18 protein-coding genes are annotated in these 16,324 nt (G+C 44.7%); 3 read left to right on the top strand and 15 right to left on the bottom strand.

Features of this window, described 5'->3' with window-relative positions:
• Positions 1-59: 59 nt before the first annotated feature.
• Positions 60-1,691 carry a carboxylesterase/lipase family protein gene (locus tag RT717_RS03995; RefSeq protein WP_317490438.1) on the top strand — a complete coding sequence of 544 codons (1,632 nt, stop codon included), beginning with the start codon at positions 60-62 and terminating at the stop codon, positions 1,689-1,691.
• 66 nt (positions 1,692-1,757) lie between these two features.
• On the opposite strand, the gene RT717_RS03990 is transcribed toward RT717_RS03995, so the two are convergent.
• The 3 genes from RT717_RS03990 to RT717_RS03980 form a co-directional block, all read right to left on the bottom strand.
• Entirely contained in the window at positions 1,758-4,232 is a 2,475-nt protein-coding gene (locus tag RT717_RS03990; RefSeq protein ID WP_317490437.1) for a YbcC family protein, read from the bottom strand.
• A 71-nt stretch (positions 4,233-4,303) separates the two neighbouring features.
• The gene (locus RT717_RS03985) at positions 4,304-5,977 is read right to left on the bottom strand and encodes a proton-conducting transporter transmembrane domain-containing protein (RefSeq protein ID WP_317490436.1); all 1,674 of its coding nucleotides are present in this window, start codon (positions 5,975-5,977) and stop codon (positions 4,304-4,306) included.
• 32 nt (positions 5,978-6,009) lie between these two features.
• Positions 6,010-6,315: a hypothetical protein gene (locus RT717_RS03980; RefSeq protein ID WP_317490435.1), complete on the bottom strand. Its 306-nt coding sequence runs from the start codon at positions 6,313-6,315 to the stop codon at positions 6,010-6,012.
• A gap of 89 nt (positions 6,316-6,404) precedes the next feature.
• On the opposite strand from RT717_RS03980, the gene RT717_RS03975 reads away from it, so the two are divergent.
• Positions 6,405-7,298 carry a LysR substrate-binding domain-containing protein gene (locus RT717_RS03975; RefSeq protein ID WP_317490434.1) on the top strand — a complete coding sequence of 298 codons (894 nt, stop codon included), beginning with the start codon at positions 6,405-6,407 and terminating at the stop codon, positions 7,296-7,298.
• A 40-nt stretch (positions 7,299-7,338) separates the two neighbouring features.
• On the opposite strand, the gene RT717_RS03970 is transcribed toward RT717_RS03975, so the two are convergent.
• The 12 genes from RT717_RS03970 to RT717_RS03915 all read right to left on the bottom strand — a co-directional run bounded on the left by RT717_RS03970 (position 7,339) and on the right by RT717_RS03915 (position 15,239).
• On the bottom strand, positions 7,339-7,935 hold the full coding sequence (locus tag RT717_RS03970) for an START domain-containing protein (protein WP_317490433.1): 597 nt from the start codon (positions 7,933-7,935) through the stop codon (positions 7,339-7,341).
• A 12-nt stretch (positions 7,936-7,947) separates the two neighbouring features.
• Complete coding sequence (locus tag RT717_RS03965; protein ID WP_317490432.1) at positions 7,948-8,358, bottom strand: hypothetical protein; 411 nt, start codon at positions 8,356-8,358, stop codon at positions 7,948-7,950.
• Between the two features lie 85 nt (positions 8,359-8,443).
• The gene (locus tag RT717_RS03960; protein ID WP_317490431.1) at positions 8,444-9,016 is read right to left on the bottom strand and encodes a Crp/Fnr family transcriptional regulator; all 573 of its coding nucleotides are present in this window, start codon (positions 9,014-9,016) and stop codon (positions 8,444-8,446) included.
• 202 nt (positions 9,017-9,218) lie between these two features.
• Positions 9,219-9,653 (bottom strand): DUF6326 family protein, encoded by a 435-nt coding sequence (locus RT717_RS03955; protein ID WP_317490430.1) that lies wholly within the window; start codon positions 9,651-9,653, stop codon positions 9,219-9,221.
• Positions 9,654-9,824: 171 nt separating this feature from the next.
• Positions 9,825-10,088, bottom strand: coding sequence for a hypothetical protein (locus RT717_RS03950; protein WP_317489102.1), 264 nt, complete (start codon positions 10,086-10,088; stop codon positions 9,825-9,827).
• Positions 10,089-10,099: 11 nt separating this feature from the next.
• On the bottom strand, positions 10,100-11,053 hold the full coding sequence (locus RT717_RS03945; RefSeq protein WP_317489103.1) for an IS110 family RNA-guided transposase: 954 nt from the start codon (positions 11,051-11,053) through the stop codon (positions 10,100-10,102).
• 405 nt (positions 11,054-11,458) lie between these two features.
• Complete coding sequence (locus RT717_RS03940) at positions 11,459-11,722, bottom strand: hypothetical protein (protein ID WP_317489102.1); 264 nt, start codon at positions 11,720-11,722, stop codon at positions 11,459-11,461.
• An 11-nt stretch (positions 11,723-11,733) separates the two neighbouring features.
• Complete coding sequence (locus RT717_RS03935) at positions 11,734-12,687, bottom strand: IS110 family RNA-guided transposase (protein ID WP_317489103.1); 954 nt, start codon at positions 12,685-12,687, stop codon at positions 11,734-11,736.
• A gap of 256 nt (positions 12,688-12,943) precedes the next feature.
• A complete protein-coding gene (locus tag RT717_RS03930) occupies positions 12,944-13,570 on the bottom strand; it encodes a hypothetical protein (protein ID WP_317490429.1) in 627 nt (208 codons plus the stop codon).
• A gap of 172 nt (positions 13,571-13,742) precedes the next feature.
• A complete protein-coding gene (locus RT717_RS03925) occupies positions 13,743-14,360 on the bottom strand; it encodes a hypothetical protein (RefSeq protein WP_317490428.1) in 618 nt (205 codons plus the stop codon).
• Positions 14,361-14,438: 78 nt separating this feature from the next.
• The gene (locus RT717_RS03920) at positions 14,439-15,023 is read right to left on the bottom strand and encodes a Crp/Fnr family transcriptional regulator (RefSeq protein ID WP_317490427.1); all 585 of its coding nucleotides are present in this window, start codon (positions 15,021-15,023) and stop codon (positions 14,439-14,441) included.
• Between the two features lie 78 nt (positions 15,024-15,101).
• Positions 15,102-15,239 (bottom strand): hypothetical protein, encoded by a 138-nt coding sequence (locus RT717_RS03915; RefSeq protein WP_317490426.1) that lies wholly within the window; start codon positions 15,237-15,239, stop codon positions 15,102-15,104.
• A gap of 176 nt (positions 15,240-15,415) precedes the next feature.
• Here RT717_RS03915 and RT717_RS03910 point away from each other — a divergent pair, with 176 nt between their 5' ends.
• Complete coding sequence (locus RT717_RS03910) at positions 15,416-16,303, top strand: glycoside hydrolase family 16 protein (RefSeq protein WP_317490425.1); 888 nt, start codon at positions 15,416-15,418, stop codon at positions 16,301-16,303.
• Positions 16,304-16,324: the final 21 nt, after the last annotated feature.

The raw sequence follows: 16,324 nt of genomic DNA, 5'->3' as shown, positions 1-16,324 counted from the left end.
TCCAAAAGTTCTTTTATTATTGTTACAAATTGAGACAATAATAAAACACCTACTAACATATGAAAAAACTCACCTTGCTCATGGGGTGGCTATGTTTGATCAGCGCTACAACCATGGCACAGAAAAACAATAGTTTTCCCGTACAAGCAAAAACTGAAAATGGCACCATCGAAGGCAACTACGATGTGACTACCAGCTTATCAATGTACTTCGGCATCCCCTTTGCCAAACCACCTGTTGGCGACCTGAGGTGGAAAGCGCCGCAGCCTGTTGACAACTGGAGTGGTGTGAAGCAAACCAAGAAATTTGGCCCACGTGCCGTGCAGGCAGCGGTGTTCGGCGACATGAACTTCCGTTCCGACGGTATCAGCGAAGACTGCCTTTACCTGAACGTGTGGTCACCCGCTAAAGCCAAAGAAACCGGCCTCCCCGTCCTTGTTTATTTCTACGGCGGCGGCTTTGTAGCTGGCGATGGCTCTGAGCCACGCTACGATGGAGCCAGCATGGCCAAGAAGGGCATCGTAGTAGTTACCGTTAACTACCGCCTGGCCATCTTTGGCTTCTTTGCTCACCCCGAACTGAGCGCTGAGTCGCCTTACAAAGGCTCTGGCAACTACGGGCTGCTTGACCAAAATGCTGCCCTCAAATGGGTACAGAAAAATATTGCTGCTTTTGGTGGCGACCCTAAGAAGGTAACTATTGCAGGTGAGTCAGCAGGTTCTATTTCGGTGAGTGCACAAATGGCCTCTCCCCTCTCCAAAAACCTGATTGCCGGTGCCATAGGCGAAAGCGGCGCTGCTATCAATCCAACCCTGGCTCCTGTGCCATTGGCTGAGGCTGAAAAAACAGGACTTGAGTTTGCGCAAAAAGCTGGTTACCCAACACTGAAAGAACTGAGAGCTCTTAGCACCAAAGAAGTATATGAGATTTACCAGGCATCCAGACGTTTTGGGTTCCCGACAGTCATTGATGGGTATTTTTATCCTAAAACCATCCCTCAGATTTTCAATGCCAAGGAGCAGGCCATGGTGCCTTTATTGCTGGGCTGGAATTCTGCAGAAATCCCTGGCATGGCCTTTATGCAAGGCAAGCCCTACAACGAAGAAAGCTATGTGGCAAAGGTGAAAGAGGCCTATCCTGACACCCACAGCGAAGTACTCAAGCTGTATCCTCATGGCTCAGAAAAAGAGATCGAACTTTCGGCCACAGCCCTGGCATCTGACAGATTCATTTCCTACAGTACCTGGAAGTGGTTTGACCTGCACAGAAAAAATAGCAACCAGCCGGTGTATCGCTACCTGTTCAGCAGAGTGAGACCCCCGCTAAGAGACCAAACGCTTGCTTCAGGTTTGGCGGGCGGCACTGTGAAGAAAGATGAAAATGCACCGAAAATGCCAGAACCAGTTGGCGCTTCCCACGCCTCAGAAATTGAGTACTGCATGGGCAACCTTTACCTTGTCGACGACTATGCCTGGACGCCCGACGACTTCAAAGTGTCAGAAACCATGGAAAACTTCTTTGCCAATTTCATTAAAACCGGCAACCCGAATGGTGAAGGCGTGCCCAACTGGCCAGCTGCCGAAGCCAAAGACACGACGCCTCCAGTCATGATCATCGATGTAGAGTCCAAAGCAGTAGATGCAAAAGACGACGCCCGGTACGTGTTTTTGGACAAGGCTTACAAAAACTGATACTGTTGATAGCACCAAAAAGGCCCTGAAAAAATCAGGGCCTTTTTTTAAAAAATCCTTCAACCGTTACACTCCAACTGCCCCAATCTCTTCCCAGAGCAAATTTCCAGCGTAGCGGCGAGCAACCATACCCTCATCATCCATCGCCAGCAGGTGAATCCACTCGTTGTCACACAAGTTCCGTACTGCACTGTGTTTTTCAAGCACAGCGTCGATAGCCTCGGTGGGGGCTTCGATGATCACTTTGAGTCTGATTGGCTCATGCTGGAAGTTTTTACCATCGTGGACTGATTGGATCGGCAGACCGACCCTCAGGTCTCCCGAGAACCCTTCCAACACACCCACGCCGCCAGTCACGTTATGGAGTGTCTTATTTCCGGAACCAAAATTTTTATTGTCCACCGTGGAAGCAAAATACTGCAAGTTGATCCAGCTGGTGACCACCATGGGAGCAGTCATGATCAGCTCGAGCACCTTAAATCCCTCGTCTTTCTTCCAGTCATAAGAATGAAGGAAGCTCCTGCCCTGCAGGTCAAGGTCTTTTGTTCTGAACCTGGGAGCGACGACAAAAGCTGAACATCCTGCCAGGCCCCATTCAGGGCGAACCTGCGACCAATCCTTGCTTCTTCTCATGATAGCATCATCCACCTTTCCTTTGGTAGTCATCCGAAGAGCTCGTTCGGTACGTGAAGCATGGCCAGCTTTTGCCAGCGAAGTTTTCAGTTCTTCCAACTCATTTGCCCGACTAGCTGGCACTTCTTGCTCATTGAAAATCGTTACTTCATCGGTAGTGGTGTCGTGCAGACAGCAAAGAAAAACAGTAGTGTCCGGTATGTGAATGTTTTCAGCCTTCAGTAATTGCCTCACTTGTCTATCATTCAGTACCGCGGCAGCAACTTTGGCATTGGGCTCTCCACTCCGCCCGCCGCAGGCACCACAATCTAATCCACTTGCATGCGGGTTGTTGACAGTAGTGGCTCCATGGCCAACTATTAGCACAAACGGGGCAAAATCGCTCGTGAGCGACATCGCATTTAAGGCATTTTTTGCCATCTGAACACGCTGCTCCAATGGTATACCTGCTGCCACATTGCCGTGTGTCGCCACATTCAGACTAGCTCCTTTGAGCTTCATATATTTGTCCTTTAACCCTACATGATCAGGATGAGGAACCGGACGGCTGAGCCCAAAGCTGTCAGTGAAGAGCTTGGGTAGATAGGACAACCCCAGTGGACTCACAAAACTAAAACAAGTAACGGCTCCTGACCTGAACGACTTCAATATGTGCTGCACCTGGTGTTTCAGCGTTCTGCTTTTTCGTGCCTGCTCATGCGTTTTCTTATCAGGAATTTCTTCCAAAATGGTGGCGCCTGTCGTAATAAGAACCGGGCATTGGGCTACTCCCTGATCGTGTGCTATGGGCACATAATTGATAGGAAAAGCAAAGAACCCGGCAAAGCCGATTGTATCTATCCCCTGGTCTACCAGCTCCAGGTTCCGGCGATACACTTCTGATCGGACATCGATACAGAATATGGCCTGTGCCTTCACCTGGGAAGCTGATAGGCTCTTTATTGCTTTTGGTTCTTTGAATTTTTGAATGATCTCTCGCTGCGCTGCCTGATCAAAGGCCTCTTGTAAAATTAGTTTTTGTGTTAGTTGTTGATTGATTTCTGATGGCGTCGATGTCAACACCATTGATTTTTTGGCTGTCAACCATTTTACCCTAAGCTTTGGACTATCGAGGGCTTGGAAAAGACATGCTTCCCAGCAAAGTAAAACGATGAGAAACTCCATCAATTTACCGTCTTTACCCCCATTCAGTTCGCTTTCCCAATCCAATCTTGCGGCAAAGGCCGACCAGCCACCCACACTCAACAGCAACCGATGCAGATAAATGGGCAACATATTTGCCTGCATCTCCAGGATTTGAAGTGCTGCATCCATGGCTTTAACAGGGTCGCCCGGCAATGATTTGGCTGCTTTTCTGAAGCCCTTCAGTCCCATGATATCTGTTGTATTGTCAACTTCAGCTTCAAATTTCCAGGCCGAAAAAAGAGCTGCTTGTTGGTCAGCAGCGGCCCAGCTTGCCTGCCCGTCGTCAAAATACGATGCCGCCCAGGTGGACATCCTTGACGTAGCAAACCGATTCCAGTCCTTTCCGGTAACCTGGGTAGCCACGTCCGCCAGAGTCGCTACTGTGGAAACTCCCGTTGTCTCGTCGGTGGCACTTTCAATGAGAGCAATAAAGTCGTCGACTTTTGTTTTCTCTTTTGATTTTTTGGACAAAACCGATTGCAGATCACTTCGGGTGATTCTTCCTTCTTTGATTTTCTGAAGGTAGAAGGATAGTGGTAGCGCCATTTGAATACCACCTATTTTCGCCAGGGTTTGGGCGGTGCTTTCAAATGTTTGATCAGCGTGACCCAAGTATGGATTTACAGCTACAAAGTTTTCCAGAGGCCAAACTGGTGCTATCTTTTTGCAAGCCTCACGTAGCACCTTGAGATGCTCACTACTACTCATATTCACTGTATTCATTTGATTTTGGTATGTCATATCTATCTATATCAGGTTTTATGGTTAAATCTCTCTTACCTATGAGGAAGTTTTTATACTGCGTTCAACTCTTCTTCCTGCTCGTTAATTTTGACCCCATAAGCTTCAAATCGATTGAGTGGACGCTGAGTTAAAGGCTGTGAATCGTCCTGCGGCAAAATGCGCAATGAGCTGATTAACCTATCGAAGAGGGCATTGGCATAGAATCCATTGCGGAAATGAATGGCAAGGGCATAATAAGAGGTATTGTGCGGGATTTTAGGAGAAACCATTTGAATGATTACAGCGGATGCAAAGACCAGAAGTAACAATCCCGTCAAGATCATTGTACCGAATCCAGGAGTTGAAACTTCCGGAACCTGGCCCAGGAGAAGGGAATGCATGGCTGACTCAAGTGTGAAGAAAGCAAGCGTAACGAGCAAGGCAAGCGATATGGCATGAAACATCAGAGCAGGGTTTCTGTTCGCTTCAATCGCTGATACAAATATCTTCGACAAACCCATAGTGATCACAGCTCCAATCGCCAGCAGCGAAAAGTCTTTCGCAGGGTCAATGCCCCACAAAATGGCGAAGCCTGAATAAAGAGCTAAAGCCAACCCAAGTCCTAATGCAATGCTCCTGGGGTTTCCAGAGCTGCTTAGCTTAGCTATTTTTGACATTCTCAGAAGGTCAACGGCGCTGCCGGAAGAAAGAAAGGAATGCGCTTTGTAAAATGAATGAGCCACAAGGTGAAGCATGGCTGCCGGGTACACGCCCATGCCACATACCATGAGACTAAATCCCATGTGTGCAACGCTTGAGTAGCCTAAGGCTGTTTTCACAGAGGGTTGTGTCAAGTAGGCTACAGAGGCGAAAAGCGCTGTGATTCCCCCAACAGCCATCAAAAGAAGTGGTGCCGCCTTGCTGGCATCCATTACGTAGGCCATTCGGATGATCAAGAAAGGGCCAGCATTTAAGAGGCCGGCATGCAACAAGGCTGAAACCGGCGTGGGTGTTTCCATCACTTCAATCAACCATCCGTGAGTTGGAAACTGAGCAGATTTCAATATGGCCGCCATCGCTAAAAATATCGCAACAACTTCTACCCCCTCCCAAGGTGACGCAGAGGCACTGACACTTCTAATAGAAGTGAAAATAGTTTCAAGGTTACCCGACCCGAACTGATTGTATAGGATTACAAATGCCACGAGAAGACAAACATCTGCCAGCCTGGCTACTATAAATTTCTTTCTTGCAGCGATAATGGCACCAGCCCTGTGGTTGTAAAAGACCAAAAGCCTGTGCAGGGATACGCTGGTTAAAACCCAAGCCACAAATAGAAGAGCAAGGTTTCCAGCCATTACCAGTAGTTGCACCGATGCAATGGTAGCCGCAAGCCTGCCAAGGAAGGCGCCCTGGCGCTGGTCTCCATCCAGATAGTTAATACTGAATTTAAAGATAACAAACCCCAGCAAAGCAATCATACCCACCATGATGGCACTCACAACATCAAGGCGAAGACTAAAGCCTAAGTCGTACCAACCGACTAAATCGGTCTGAAAAAGGCCATCCTGGAAAACGATGTAACCGCACATAGCAGCCGCCATGATGCTTATCATAGTAGAGGCTGCGCCAAGTCGTCGGGTTAACGCCGGGTGAATCCCCGGTTGAAACCATGAAGCCAGGGCCGTCGCTACAAAAGCAGCGGGGGGAAGCAAAGCAAACGCAATAAGAAAATTATATGGCATAATATATCTCGATTTGGTTTGAGTGAATTAGATTAGATAATTTCAATTGAAATGGTCGACGAAACTCTCAAAGACCGGCCATCTTCCCGGGCAGTTTGAAGTAGTTTTCCTACTTGTTCCTTGGTCTCCTTCAGTGAGTTTAGCCGAGCTAAAGTCGCTTCGTCTTTGGCGTCGTAGCGTATTAGCTCACTAAAACTTTTGATCTCATGAAAATTGATATTCCTGGCATACAAATCCTCAATGATTTCTATGGCCTCACTAGCTGAAAACTCACCATTGACCAGCTCAAAATTTTCTTTTTTCTGTTTTTTGATGGGCTCTTCCTGTTGTGTTATCATGTAAATTTTGTTTGATTGATGGGCAAAGTTTGAAAAAGCGTTTCATATATTTTTATTTATATTTGTTATGAAAAGCATAACAAATATTTATGAACTATACCATCCATCAGCTTCAGATATTTTTAAAAGTGGTGCAAACACGAAGTGTGACAAAGGCATCGGAAGAGCTTTTTATGACTCAACCTGCCGTTTCGATTCAGCTAAGAAACCTTCAAGACCAGTTTGAAATACCGCTTACTGAGGTCATTGGACGGCAGCTCTACGTCACCGATTTTGGAAAGGAAGTCGCTAAAATTGCTGAGCGGGTGATTCAGGAATTGGAAAACATCAATTATAAAACGCAGGCTTTTCAGGGTATCCTTACAGGCAAGCTGTCCATCTCATCGGCGTCGACCGGAAAATATGTAATACCATATTTCCTAAGCGGCTTTCTGGATGAGCACAAAGGAATCGACATCGTCCTTGATGTGACTAATAAGAGTCGGGTAATCGAAAGTTTGAAAAATAATGAAATCGACTTTGCGCTCGTGTCTGTGGTGCCGGAAAGGCTGGAAGTAGAGGAAGAGCTGCTGATAGAAAATAAGCTCTACCTCATGGGCAACACGCCCGCACGCAATGAAGGCAAGCCATTGATTTACAGGGAGGAGGGATCAGCCACCCGGATGGCGATGGAGCATTACTTTGAATCACGTGAAGGCAAGCAAAGAAAAAGGATGGAGCTAACCTCCAACGAGGCGGTAAAGCAGGCGGTAATTGCAGGGATTGGGCATTCCATTATGCCACTGATTGGCATGCGCCATGAACTGATGAGCAAGGAAATCCACATTTTACCTATGATGGATCTCCCCATTATCACAAAATGGCGCCTCATTTGGCTAAAGGGGAAAAGACTTTCACCAGTTAGCCAGGCATTCCTGGACTACATCAGGTCAAACAAGCAACACATACTTGACCATAACTTCAGCTGGTATTTGAAATACTGAATGCATTTAAATGGATGCCGAAGGCTGCTATCTGAGAGTTTTATTCTTTGAGGAGTTTCCTTAATCCAGACAGTGTTCGAAAAGGCAGTTCAGCTATTGAATTGTTTGCCAGCCATGGCGGAATATTATCTCCGGGTTCGGAGTGAAATACATAGGTCACTTCTGTTTTCTCGCCGATAGGCTGTAATAAAATGTACCCCTCTGCCTTTTTCATGCGCACTATTCCTTGCTTTTCGGGTAGGTAGTCAGGCATTCCTTTCAGTAAAATTTTTATTACTCCATTGACAGACGCATTAACAGACATCCGGTAAACCATGTCTCTATTACTGTATGGCCACGGAAATATGGTTTCAACATAATTGTATTGTGTATCACCCTCTTCCTTTAGGAGTGCCGATGTGTTTGTATAGCCGTACCATTTAGTATAGTCGTCTGCATTTTTTAGTATTTCTACTATTTCACCCGCCGCTGCATGGATTGTCACAACAGCCTTAAAAGATTTGAAAGCTGACCCTTCTTCTTCTTTAGTATAAACAATGATACCGTCTTTGTTCTTGTCAATTTCCCATGACTGTTGAGCGTGAGATGCTATTGACAAGAAACCGAATGCGCTGATCAGCAACATTGTAACTTGCACGATTTCCGCTGATTAGAGGATACTTTCTTTTGTTTGATACAGCCTGAAGAAGTAATACATGAAAAGGAGCGAAAAAATGAAATCACCGACTACAACTATGAACACAACAGGCCCGGCAAGCCCCGACAGGTAGAACTTTAACAACGAAATGGCAAAGCCAACTTTACCGATCCCGCCTACTATGACAATTCCTGTATGTTTCAGTGGATTGTACGCCACTATAGAATAGCCGATAAAATAGACCAGTGTTGTCCCCCATGCCCCTTGATAGATGGCATAATAAAGCGGGTCTGCTAACTCCCGGTTAAAAAAACCATTGAACGTGAAAGCGGTATTGAAATAGCCAAAAATTGCTCCTATTAGGTTCCATAGCACTGAAACAACAAATAAGCCTTTGAAAAAACTGAGTTCATTGCTTTCCATTACAATATCGATTTTGGTTAAAATTGAATTGTAAAGTAAGAGCGTCAAAAACAGCTGCGCATTTACATATGTAAAGAAATGCTGGTCAGAGGGATCGGTTTTTTCTGATTCTACTCAATTGGGTAGGACTAATGCCAAGGTAAGAGGCAATATGGTATTGTGGAATTCGTAATTCAATTCCCGGATACTCCTCCTGCATGATCAAATATCGCTTGTCGGCGTCCAGCATAGCCATCTCGAGTTCTTTTTTCTCGTTGCTCAAAAAGTAATTTTCTGCTATCATTCGTCTCAATCTTTCTATCTCGAAATTCCCTTCGGATACCTTTTCTATTTCATGAAACGAAGCTTTCCAAATTTTGCAATCGGTAAGCGCCTGCTGGGCAACATTGTTCTTTTGCTTGCTGATGAGTGACGCATAGGAGCCGATGATTGAAGGCGCTGAAAAGAAGGTTTTGTTATATTCTTTCCCCTCATTGTTGACATAAAAAGCCCTGACAATGCCGGTTTCCAAAAAGGCAACTTCACTTGCATATTCTCCTGTTTTTATAAAATACGCCCCCTTCTTCAGTTCATCGCAAACAAACATCCCCGCCATCATGCTTATGACTGTTTCAGAAAGTGGGACAGTATTATTAAAGAATTTAATAAGGTTCTCCATGATGTTCTGGGCTAGATTGAATATCCTGGGTTTCTGGCTCTCAACGACCAATTCTTATGATCAGTGGAGATTAAAAGCACTAATCTTTCCTCTAGCACTTAGTCATGCCGATGAATAAAATTATACTTTGCGGCGGAGAATCCAAGCCAGCCACGTTCAACAAACCTGAACATTCCAATAATTATCAAGAAATTTTCGCTACTCATGCTTCGATACGAGGCCATTTCCAAGCATAACGGATAATCAGACTAAGAAGAGCTACTTCTACAACGGCGCCAAACACCATGTGCATCCATGCCTCGCCAGCCAGGTTAAACAACGTATAAGGAATATACAACATGGCAATAGCGATGTTTGCCCAACGATTTGCTTTATTCGGCAAGGCAACGGAAAGGAAAATCATCAGTGCCGGAATTGTCACTGAGGCGAGTGCAAGCAAAAGAAATCCTGGCGTAATATCGAATACAAATACCTTCCCTGCTAGCATACCTTCTACCTTACCAGGCATGTACAGAGCGAAATAATCAACATAAATGTAGAGAAACATAAAGCTCGCCCACAGTGTAGCGAGCTTCAGTTTCAAACTGACTTTGATGTCATGCAGTGTTTCATGTGTATATAATTTTGTTTCGATCAAGTAGTAAAGTATCCATAACAAGGTTAAGAGAGTAAATTTTCATGTTCGTGCTCCTTCCCGATAAATCGGGATTGGCTACATCGTTGGGTGCTTAACCTGTTTGTTAGACCAATTTCATCTACAGGCTGTCATTGAAGACGCTCCAGTAACAGACCGGCCTTTTAAAGTTCTTTAAGCGGCAGAAACCAAATCGTAGCCTAGCTCTTTTAGTTTGGCTAAGTGTCTTTTGATCTGCTTCTTGTTTCGTTCAGCACTGTCGTGCAATAGCGGTTCCTTGTAGGCCTCTTTGTTTTTTAGAACATGGTAGGCGGCGATAATAATCTTATGACCAACTGCTACCAGCGCTTTCTTTTTGCCTCTGCGTGCAATTAAACTTTGATATTTGCGCTTCAGGTAGCCGTCTTTCTTTCTTGTCGCCCCCCAACCACATTCCACCAAAAGAGACTTCAGGTAGCGGTTTCCCTTAACTGTCCTTGTGCTTTTTTTTTACCCGCACTCTCGTTGTTCCCCGGGCTCAGCCCTGCCCAACTACTCAAGTGATGCTCGTTAGGGAACTGATTCATGTCTACACCAATCTCACTGATAATGCTGATGGCGCTGTCTTTTCCCACCCCATCGATGGTTTGCAGCAAGTCTATTTCTACAGCATACTGAGCAGTGGATCGGTCTATATGTTGCTCCAGTTCTCCAATGATCCCTTCTTTTTCCTCAATGCTCTTCCTGATAATATTGAGCATAAAACGATGATGGGCTGTTAATTTTCCCTCAAGGGCTTTACGGATGTCTTCTCGGTTGGCCTTTACCTTCCCGTGAATGTGCTTCATTAAATCATCCACATTGGTCTTACCATCAATGATATCATTGATGATTTTACTACCAGTGGCACCATGAACTTCGGTAAGTACAGTGCTGAGTTTGATATTGGCATCTTCCAGTATCCTTATCAATCTGTTCTTCTCGCTGGCTACATGTTCTACTTGGCGCTTTTTGTACCTGACAAGATCCCGCAACTCTCTAATGTCTCTTGGAGGAATAAAACTTCCTCTTAACAAGCCAGCCAACAGCAACTTGCTGATCCATCTGCTGTCACGTTTGTCTGTTTTGTGCCCTGGTACATTCTTCACGTGGCGGGCGTTGACCAGAATAATTTCAAAGTCCTCTTCCAGTATATTAAATACTGGCTTCCAGTAAACGCCTGTGCTTTCCATTGCCACATGGGTAACTCCCTGGCTTTTACACCAATCTCTTAACTCTGTCAAAGAACTTGTGTAGGCTTCAAACTCCCTGGTCTGGTAGTCATTCTGCCCTTTGCTGATCGTCGCTACGATCACCGCCTGATGTACGTCAAGGCCACAGCCGACCTTCACTATTTGTTCAAAAGCTACTTCTCCCGTTTCCATATAACTTTCAAGGGTTTCGATAACCCTTGAAAGTTACTCAATATTCATTTTCGTTCGGGTGTGCTAAAGTCGCTCATGGAGATTTCATCTGTATAAAATTTATTTTTTAGCGGCCAGATGGAATAGCAAAAAACCTTTTGGAAGCGATAGTCGACTGTTCTACGACTTTATTCATTCCGCTGGGTATGGCTTCCTTATGGCTATTTCATGTGTATATAATTTTGTTTCGATCAAGTAGTAAAGTATCCATAACAAGGTTAAGAGAGTAAATTTTCATGTTCGTGCTCCTTCCCGATAAATCGGGATTGGCTACATCGTTGGGTGCTTAACCTGTTTGTTAGACCAATTTCATCTACAGGCTGTCATTGAAGACGCTCCAGTAACAGACCGGCCTTTTAAAGTTCTTTAAGCGGCAGAAACCAAATCGTAGCCTAGCTCTTTTAGTTTGGCTAAGTGTCTTTTGATCTGCTTCTTGTTTCGTTCAGCACTGTCGTGCAATAGCGGTTCCTTGTAGGCCTCTTTGTTTTTTAGAACATGGTAGGCGGCGATAATAATCTTATGACCAACTGCTACCAGCGCTTTCTTTTTGCCTCTGCGTGCAATTAAACTTTGATATTTGCGCTTCAGGTAGCCGTCTTTCTTTCTTGTCGCCCCCCAACCACATTCCACCAAAAGAGACTTCAGGTAGCGGTTTCCCTTAACTGTCCTTGTGCTTTTTTTTTACCCGCACTCTCGTTGTTCCCCGGGCTCAGCCCTGCCCAACTACTCAAGTGATGCTCGTTAGGGAACTGATTCATGTCTACACCAATCTCACTGATAATGCTGATGGCGCTGTCTTTTCCCACCCCATCGATGGTTTGCAGCAAGTCTATTTCTACAGCATACTGAGCAGTGGATCGGTCTATATGTTGCTCCAGTTCTCCAATGATCCCTTCTTTTTCCTCAATGCTCTTCCTGATAATATTGAGCATAAAACGATGATGGGCTGTTAATTTTCCCTCAAGGGCTTTACGGATGTCTTCTCGGTTGGCCTTTACCTTCCCGTGAATGTGCTTCATTAAATCATCCACATTGGTCTTACCATCAATGATATCATTGATGATTTTACTACCAGTGGCACCATGAACTTCGGTAAGTACAGTGCTGAGTTTGATATTGGCATCTTCCAGTATCCTTATCAATCTGTTCTTCTCGCTGGCTACATGTTCTACTTGGCGCTTTTTGTACCTGACAAGATCCCGCAACTCTCTAATGTCTCTTGGAGGAATAAAACTTCCTCTTAACAAGCCAGCCAACAGCAACTTGCTGATCCATCTGCTGTCACGTTTGTCTGTTTTGTGCCCTGGTACATTCTTCACGTGGCGGGCGTTGACCAGAATAATTTCAAAGTCCTCTTCCAGTATATTAAATACTGGCTTCCAGTAAACGCCTGTGCTTTCCATTGCCACATGGGTAACTCCCTGGCTTTTACACCAATCTCTTAACTCTGTCAAAGAACTTGTGTAGGCTTCAAACTCCCTGGTCTGGTAGTCATTCTGCCCTTTGCTGATCGTCGCTACGATCACCGCCTGATGTACGTCAAGGCCACAGCCGACCTTCACTATTTGTTCAAAAGCTACTTCTCCCGTTTCCATATAACTTTCAAGGGTTTCGATAACCCTTGAAAGTTACTCAATATTCATTTTCGTTCGGGTGTGCTAAAGTCGCTCATGGAGATTTCATCTGTATAAAATTTACTTTTTAGCGGCCAGATCGGTCCGCCGAAGCGGGAATAGCCTGTACCATTACGGAATAGATCTTAGTCTGCTGACAGGTTATTCATCGTTCCACGCCGGTCCGTTGGGTAAGGTATTCCTTATGGCTATTTCATGTGTGCTCATAAGTCATCAACTAAAAATTAAACCCAAAGTGAAATCCCGGCTCTCCGAAGATGAACTTGGGCCATTTGTCATCCAACTGTTTAAACCCGTCGGGCAGTCTTGTGTGATAAGCACGATGGGTGATGGCAATAGATGGCTGAATAAAAAATTTATCCTTAAAAAGTTTGATGTGATAACCCGCACGGTACGTATTGAAAACCTGAAAGCCATTGTCAATTTTATCGCCGTCCACATTCACAAAATTTTGCAGCGTAGGCATCACATTAAGCTCGGCATACAAGCCCTTCCAGAAAAATCGCTGATAAGCCACCGATAAGCCAAATTCACGCACATATCCCGGAAATTTTTCTTCATCCTTTCCGTATGCCTTGTTTAGAAACGGGTGAATACCATTTGGCCATGCATATTTCCACGTTTTTGGTTCTAGTGTAATAGCATCTTTTCCTGTAATCCGATAGCCTATGTTGAGTTGGGCGAAGTTGGGTGGGTTTACACGGTCCAAATTGCCTAGAAGAAATACCGTGCTACCAACGAAGTACCGCTTGTAAGTGCTGTCTTGTTTGGCATACTGTGCTTTAACGTGGAGCGTGCTTGTCATCAATGTGACAAGAGCAACGAATAGAATTTTCTTTTGCATTTGAGTCTTTGCTTGTGTTAAACGATATGGAAAAAGTGGATTGGCGGGACACGACAAACCGTTCCCTTTGTTTTGGATCACCTGCATTCAGCAGCCAAACTGCCTCTTTGAGTTCGATGCCGTCAATGCGGATCAGGTGAAAAAGTATCTGGACAATTGCCCGACGTGGAGGCTAAAACTTAAATCCAAAATCAAGCCCTGGTTGGATAAAGTAGTTAGGCCAATTTTGTTCAACTGCTGTAAAAGAAGCTGGAACACCGGTTCGTAGAGGCCAATAACTACATCCGATAGCTGGTTCAAAAAAGAAACGATCCTTGAAAAACTTAAACTGATAACCTAAATAGAAGTCTGTATATAATGTAAATCCATTTCCAATCTTCTTTTTATCCTCATCCATGTATTTTTCGAAAGCATTCAATACATAAAGAGATGTATAGGCCCCTTTCCACCAAAACCGCTGGTACCCAATTTGAGGAGCAAGTATGCGTGCATGGCCTGGATAGTTTAGCCCTGGCCCATCAAAATCCGGCCCGAAAGGGATACCTAGTGGCCACGCATACTTAGACTTTTTAAATCTAAATTGAATAACGTCTTTAGGTGTAATCCTATATCCTGCATTTATTTGTATATACCCAGGATTGTTAGTGCCATCCAAATTGCCCAGGAGCAGTAGCGTACTTCCAACAAACCATTTTTTATAAGTACTGTCTTGTTTGGCCGATTGAGCTTTGAGTGGTAAGAAGCTTGTCAGCAAAAAGGCGAAGCCAATGACCAGAATTTTCTTTTGCATATCTTTTTTTGGTGAAAATGATGCTGCAAAAGTAGATGGGCAGGTAGCCTCATAACGTTCACTTAAGTTAATAAATGACTACTTCCCTCTGTCTTTCTCCGAAATTCTTGCCCGTAACCTGCTCAATGATTGTGGCGTCATGCCGAGATAGCTTGCCAGCTGGTGCTGAGGAACCCGCTGAAGAAGGTCTGGTCGGGACTGCAATACATTCAAATATCGCTGCTCAGGGGAAGAAGTCTTAAACCCGTCGAAGTCTATTTGGTGTTTGGCCAACAACTCTTCCGACATTTTTCTGCACATGATTTCAAACTTTGGAAATTTAGCATTGATCTCTTCTTCCATATCTAAATTCGAAACTGTAAGAATAGTGTCTTCAACACAACTAATGTAATAGTCGGAGGGCGCTTTGTTGATCACACAATGAGGTGTTAAGGCGTCCATTTCCGTATAGAAAGCAGTAGTTTTTTCTTCTCCGTCTATGATGTAATAAGTCCGGATACAGCCTTTCAGAACGAAGAAGCTGTTTTTCGATTGCTGCCCTCTGCTGAGTAAAACCGTCCCCTTCTTTACCGACCGAAAAATATCTACGGAATTGATGGCGTTCTTCTCCTCTTCGGTCAGGGTAATGTATTTTGCTATAAAGTCAAATAGTATGTCTTGCATTACTGTATGTTGTTACTGAGGCCTGCTACAATTGCCACCAACGTAAAATAATAGGGTAAGTTTTGGGTGGCTTCGCTTTCATTTGAAGTTGGTTATGCTGAAGATATAAAAAGTCGTTGTGCAGGAGAATCCAAGCCCACTATTACGCTGATCAGGAACATTTGAATTGTAGCATTTCGCCAGCAGGTAAGCCACAATCTTGACTGATACCTCCATCAAGTTACCGTTTTGCTAAACTTGGGGGAGAGCGGCAATCGAAAGAAGAAGAGAAATAAACCAATCCTGGCCAGTTCCCTGGGGCGGCTACACTATGCCTTACCGTGTTTGAATAACTTATAAATAGAGCAACTTTTTTTTTGTATTTTCATTCCTCAATTCAATTGGGCATTACTATGAAACAACACTTCCTATTGGCATTTTTATTTTTCATTCCTTTTCTCGCAATTTCTCAAACTGTCAAGAATCATGGTTCATTTGTCGAGAATTTTGAGGATTCTACTTCAAGCTACTTTAGGTATGGCTCCACCGGAACCAAAGCCAGTTTTAAATACGAACTGGGTGCAAATTCTCCATCTGAACCGGGCACTAAAATTCTTTCCTTTAAAATAGACCCCGAGGATAGGGCCGGCGCTGGACGTGGGCCCGAGATTATCTCAAAAGGCTTTACGCATTTTGGCACCTATTCGGCACGGCTGAAAGTTCCTCAGGTAAGAGATATTCAACCGAATCTGGGGGCTGTGGTGGGTTATTTCACTTACCATGTGGATAGTGTAGCCGGATTGAGTGAAATTGACTTTGAATGGCTCCCTGCCGACCCTACTGTTATTTATGTGGGTACGTGGACGGGAGGGCAGTCGGGAAAGTTAAAACGAATTGGCAGGACCATCAATCTGGCCAAAGGCATAATCTATGAAACCACCTACAGAGAAGGTCATGCCGGTACACGTATACCTTTGACCGGCGAACAAAACCAACCGGAAACTATCGGGGCTATTCCTGATTTTGATGCCTCTTCTACATTTTATACCTACGGTTTTGATTGGTTTGAAGATCGTATCCGCTGGTGGATTAAGCGCCCCGACAGTGATGAAAAAGTTGTGTTGTGGGACTACCACGGATCCTCAAGGGGTATCCCACAAAACCGAACACACTATCGGATGAATTTTTGGCATACCGACAGTTGGTCGGTTGAAACAAATCCACAATCTATCGAAAAACCATTACAGCCTTACCAAATGGAGGTAGACTGGATGTCTTATGATCCCTTTGGCAATAAGTAGTATCATTACCCATTGTGCGAT

The organism is Imperialibacter roseus (assembly GCF_032999765.1).
Classification (GTDB): domain Bacteria; phylum Bacteroidota; class Bacteroidia; order Cytophagales; family Cyclobacteriaceae; genus Imperialibacter; species Imperialibacter roseus.
This window is presented reverse-complemented; position numbering and strand designations above follow the sequence as displayed.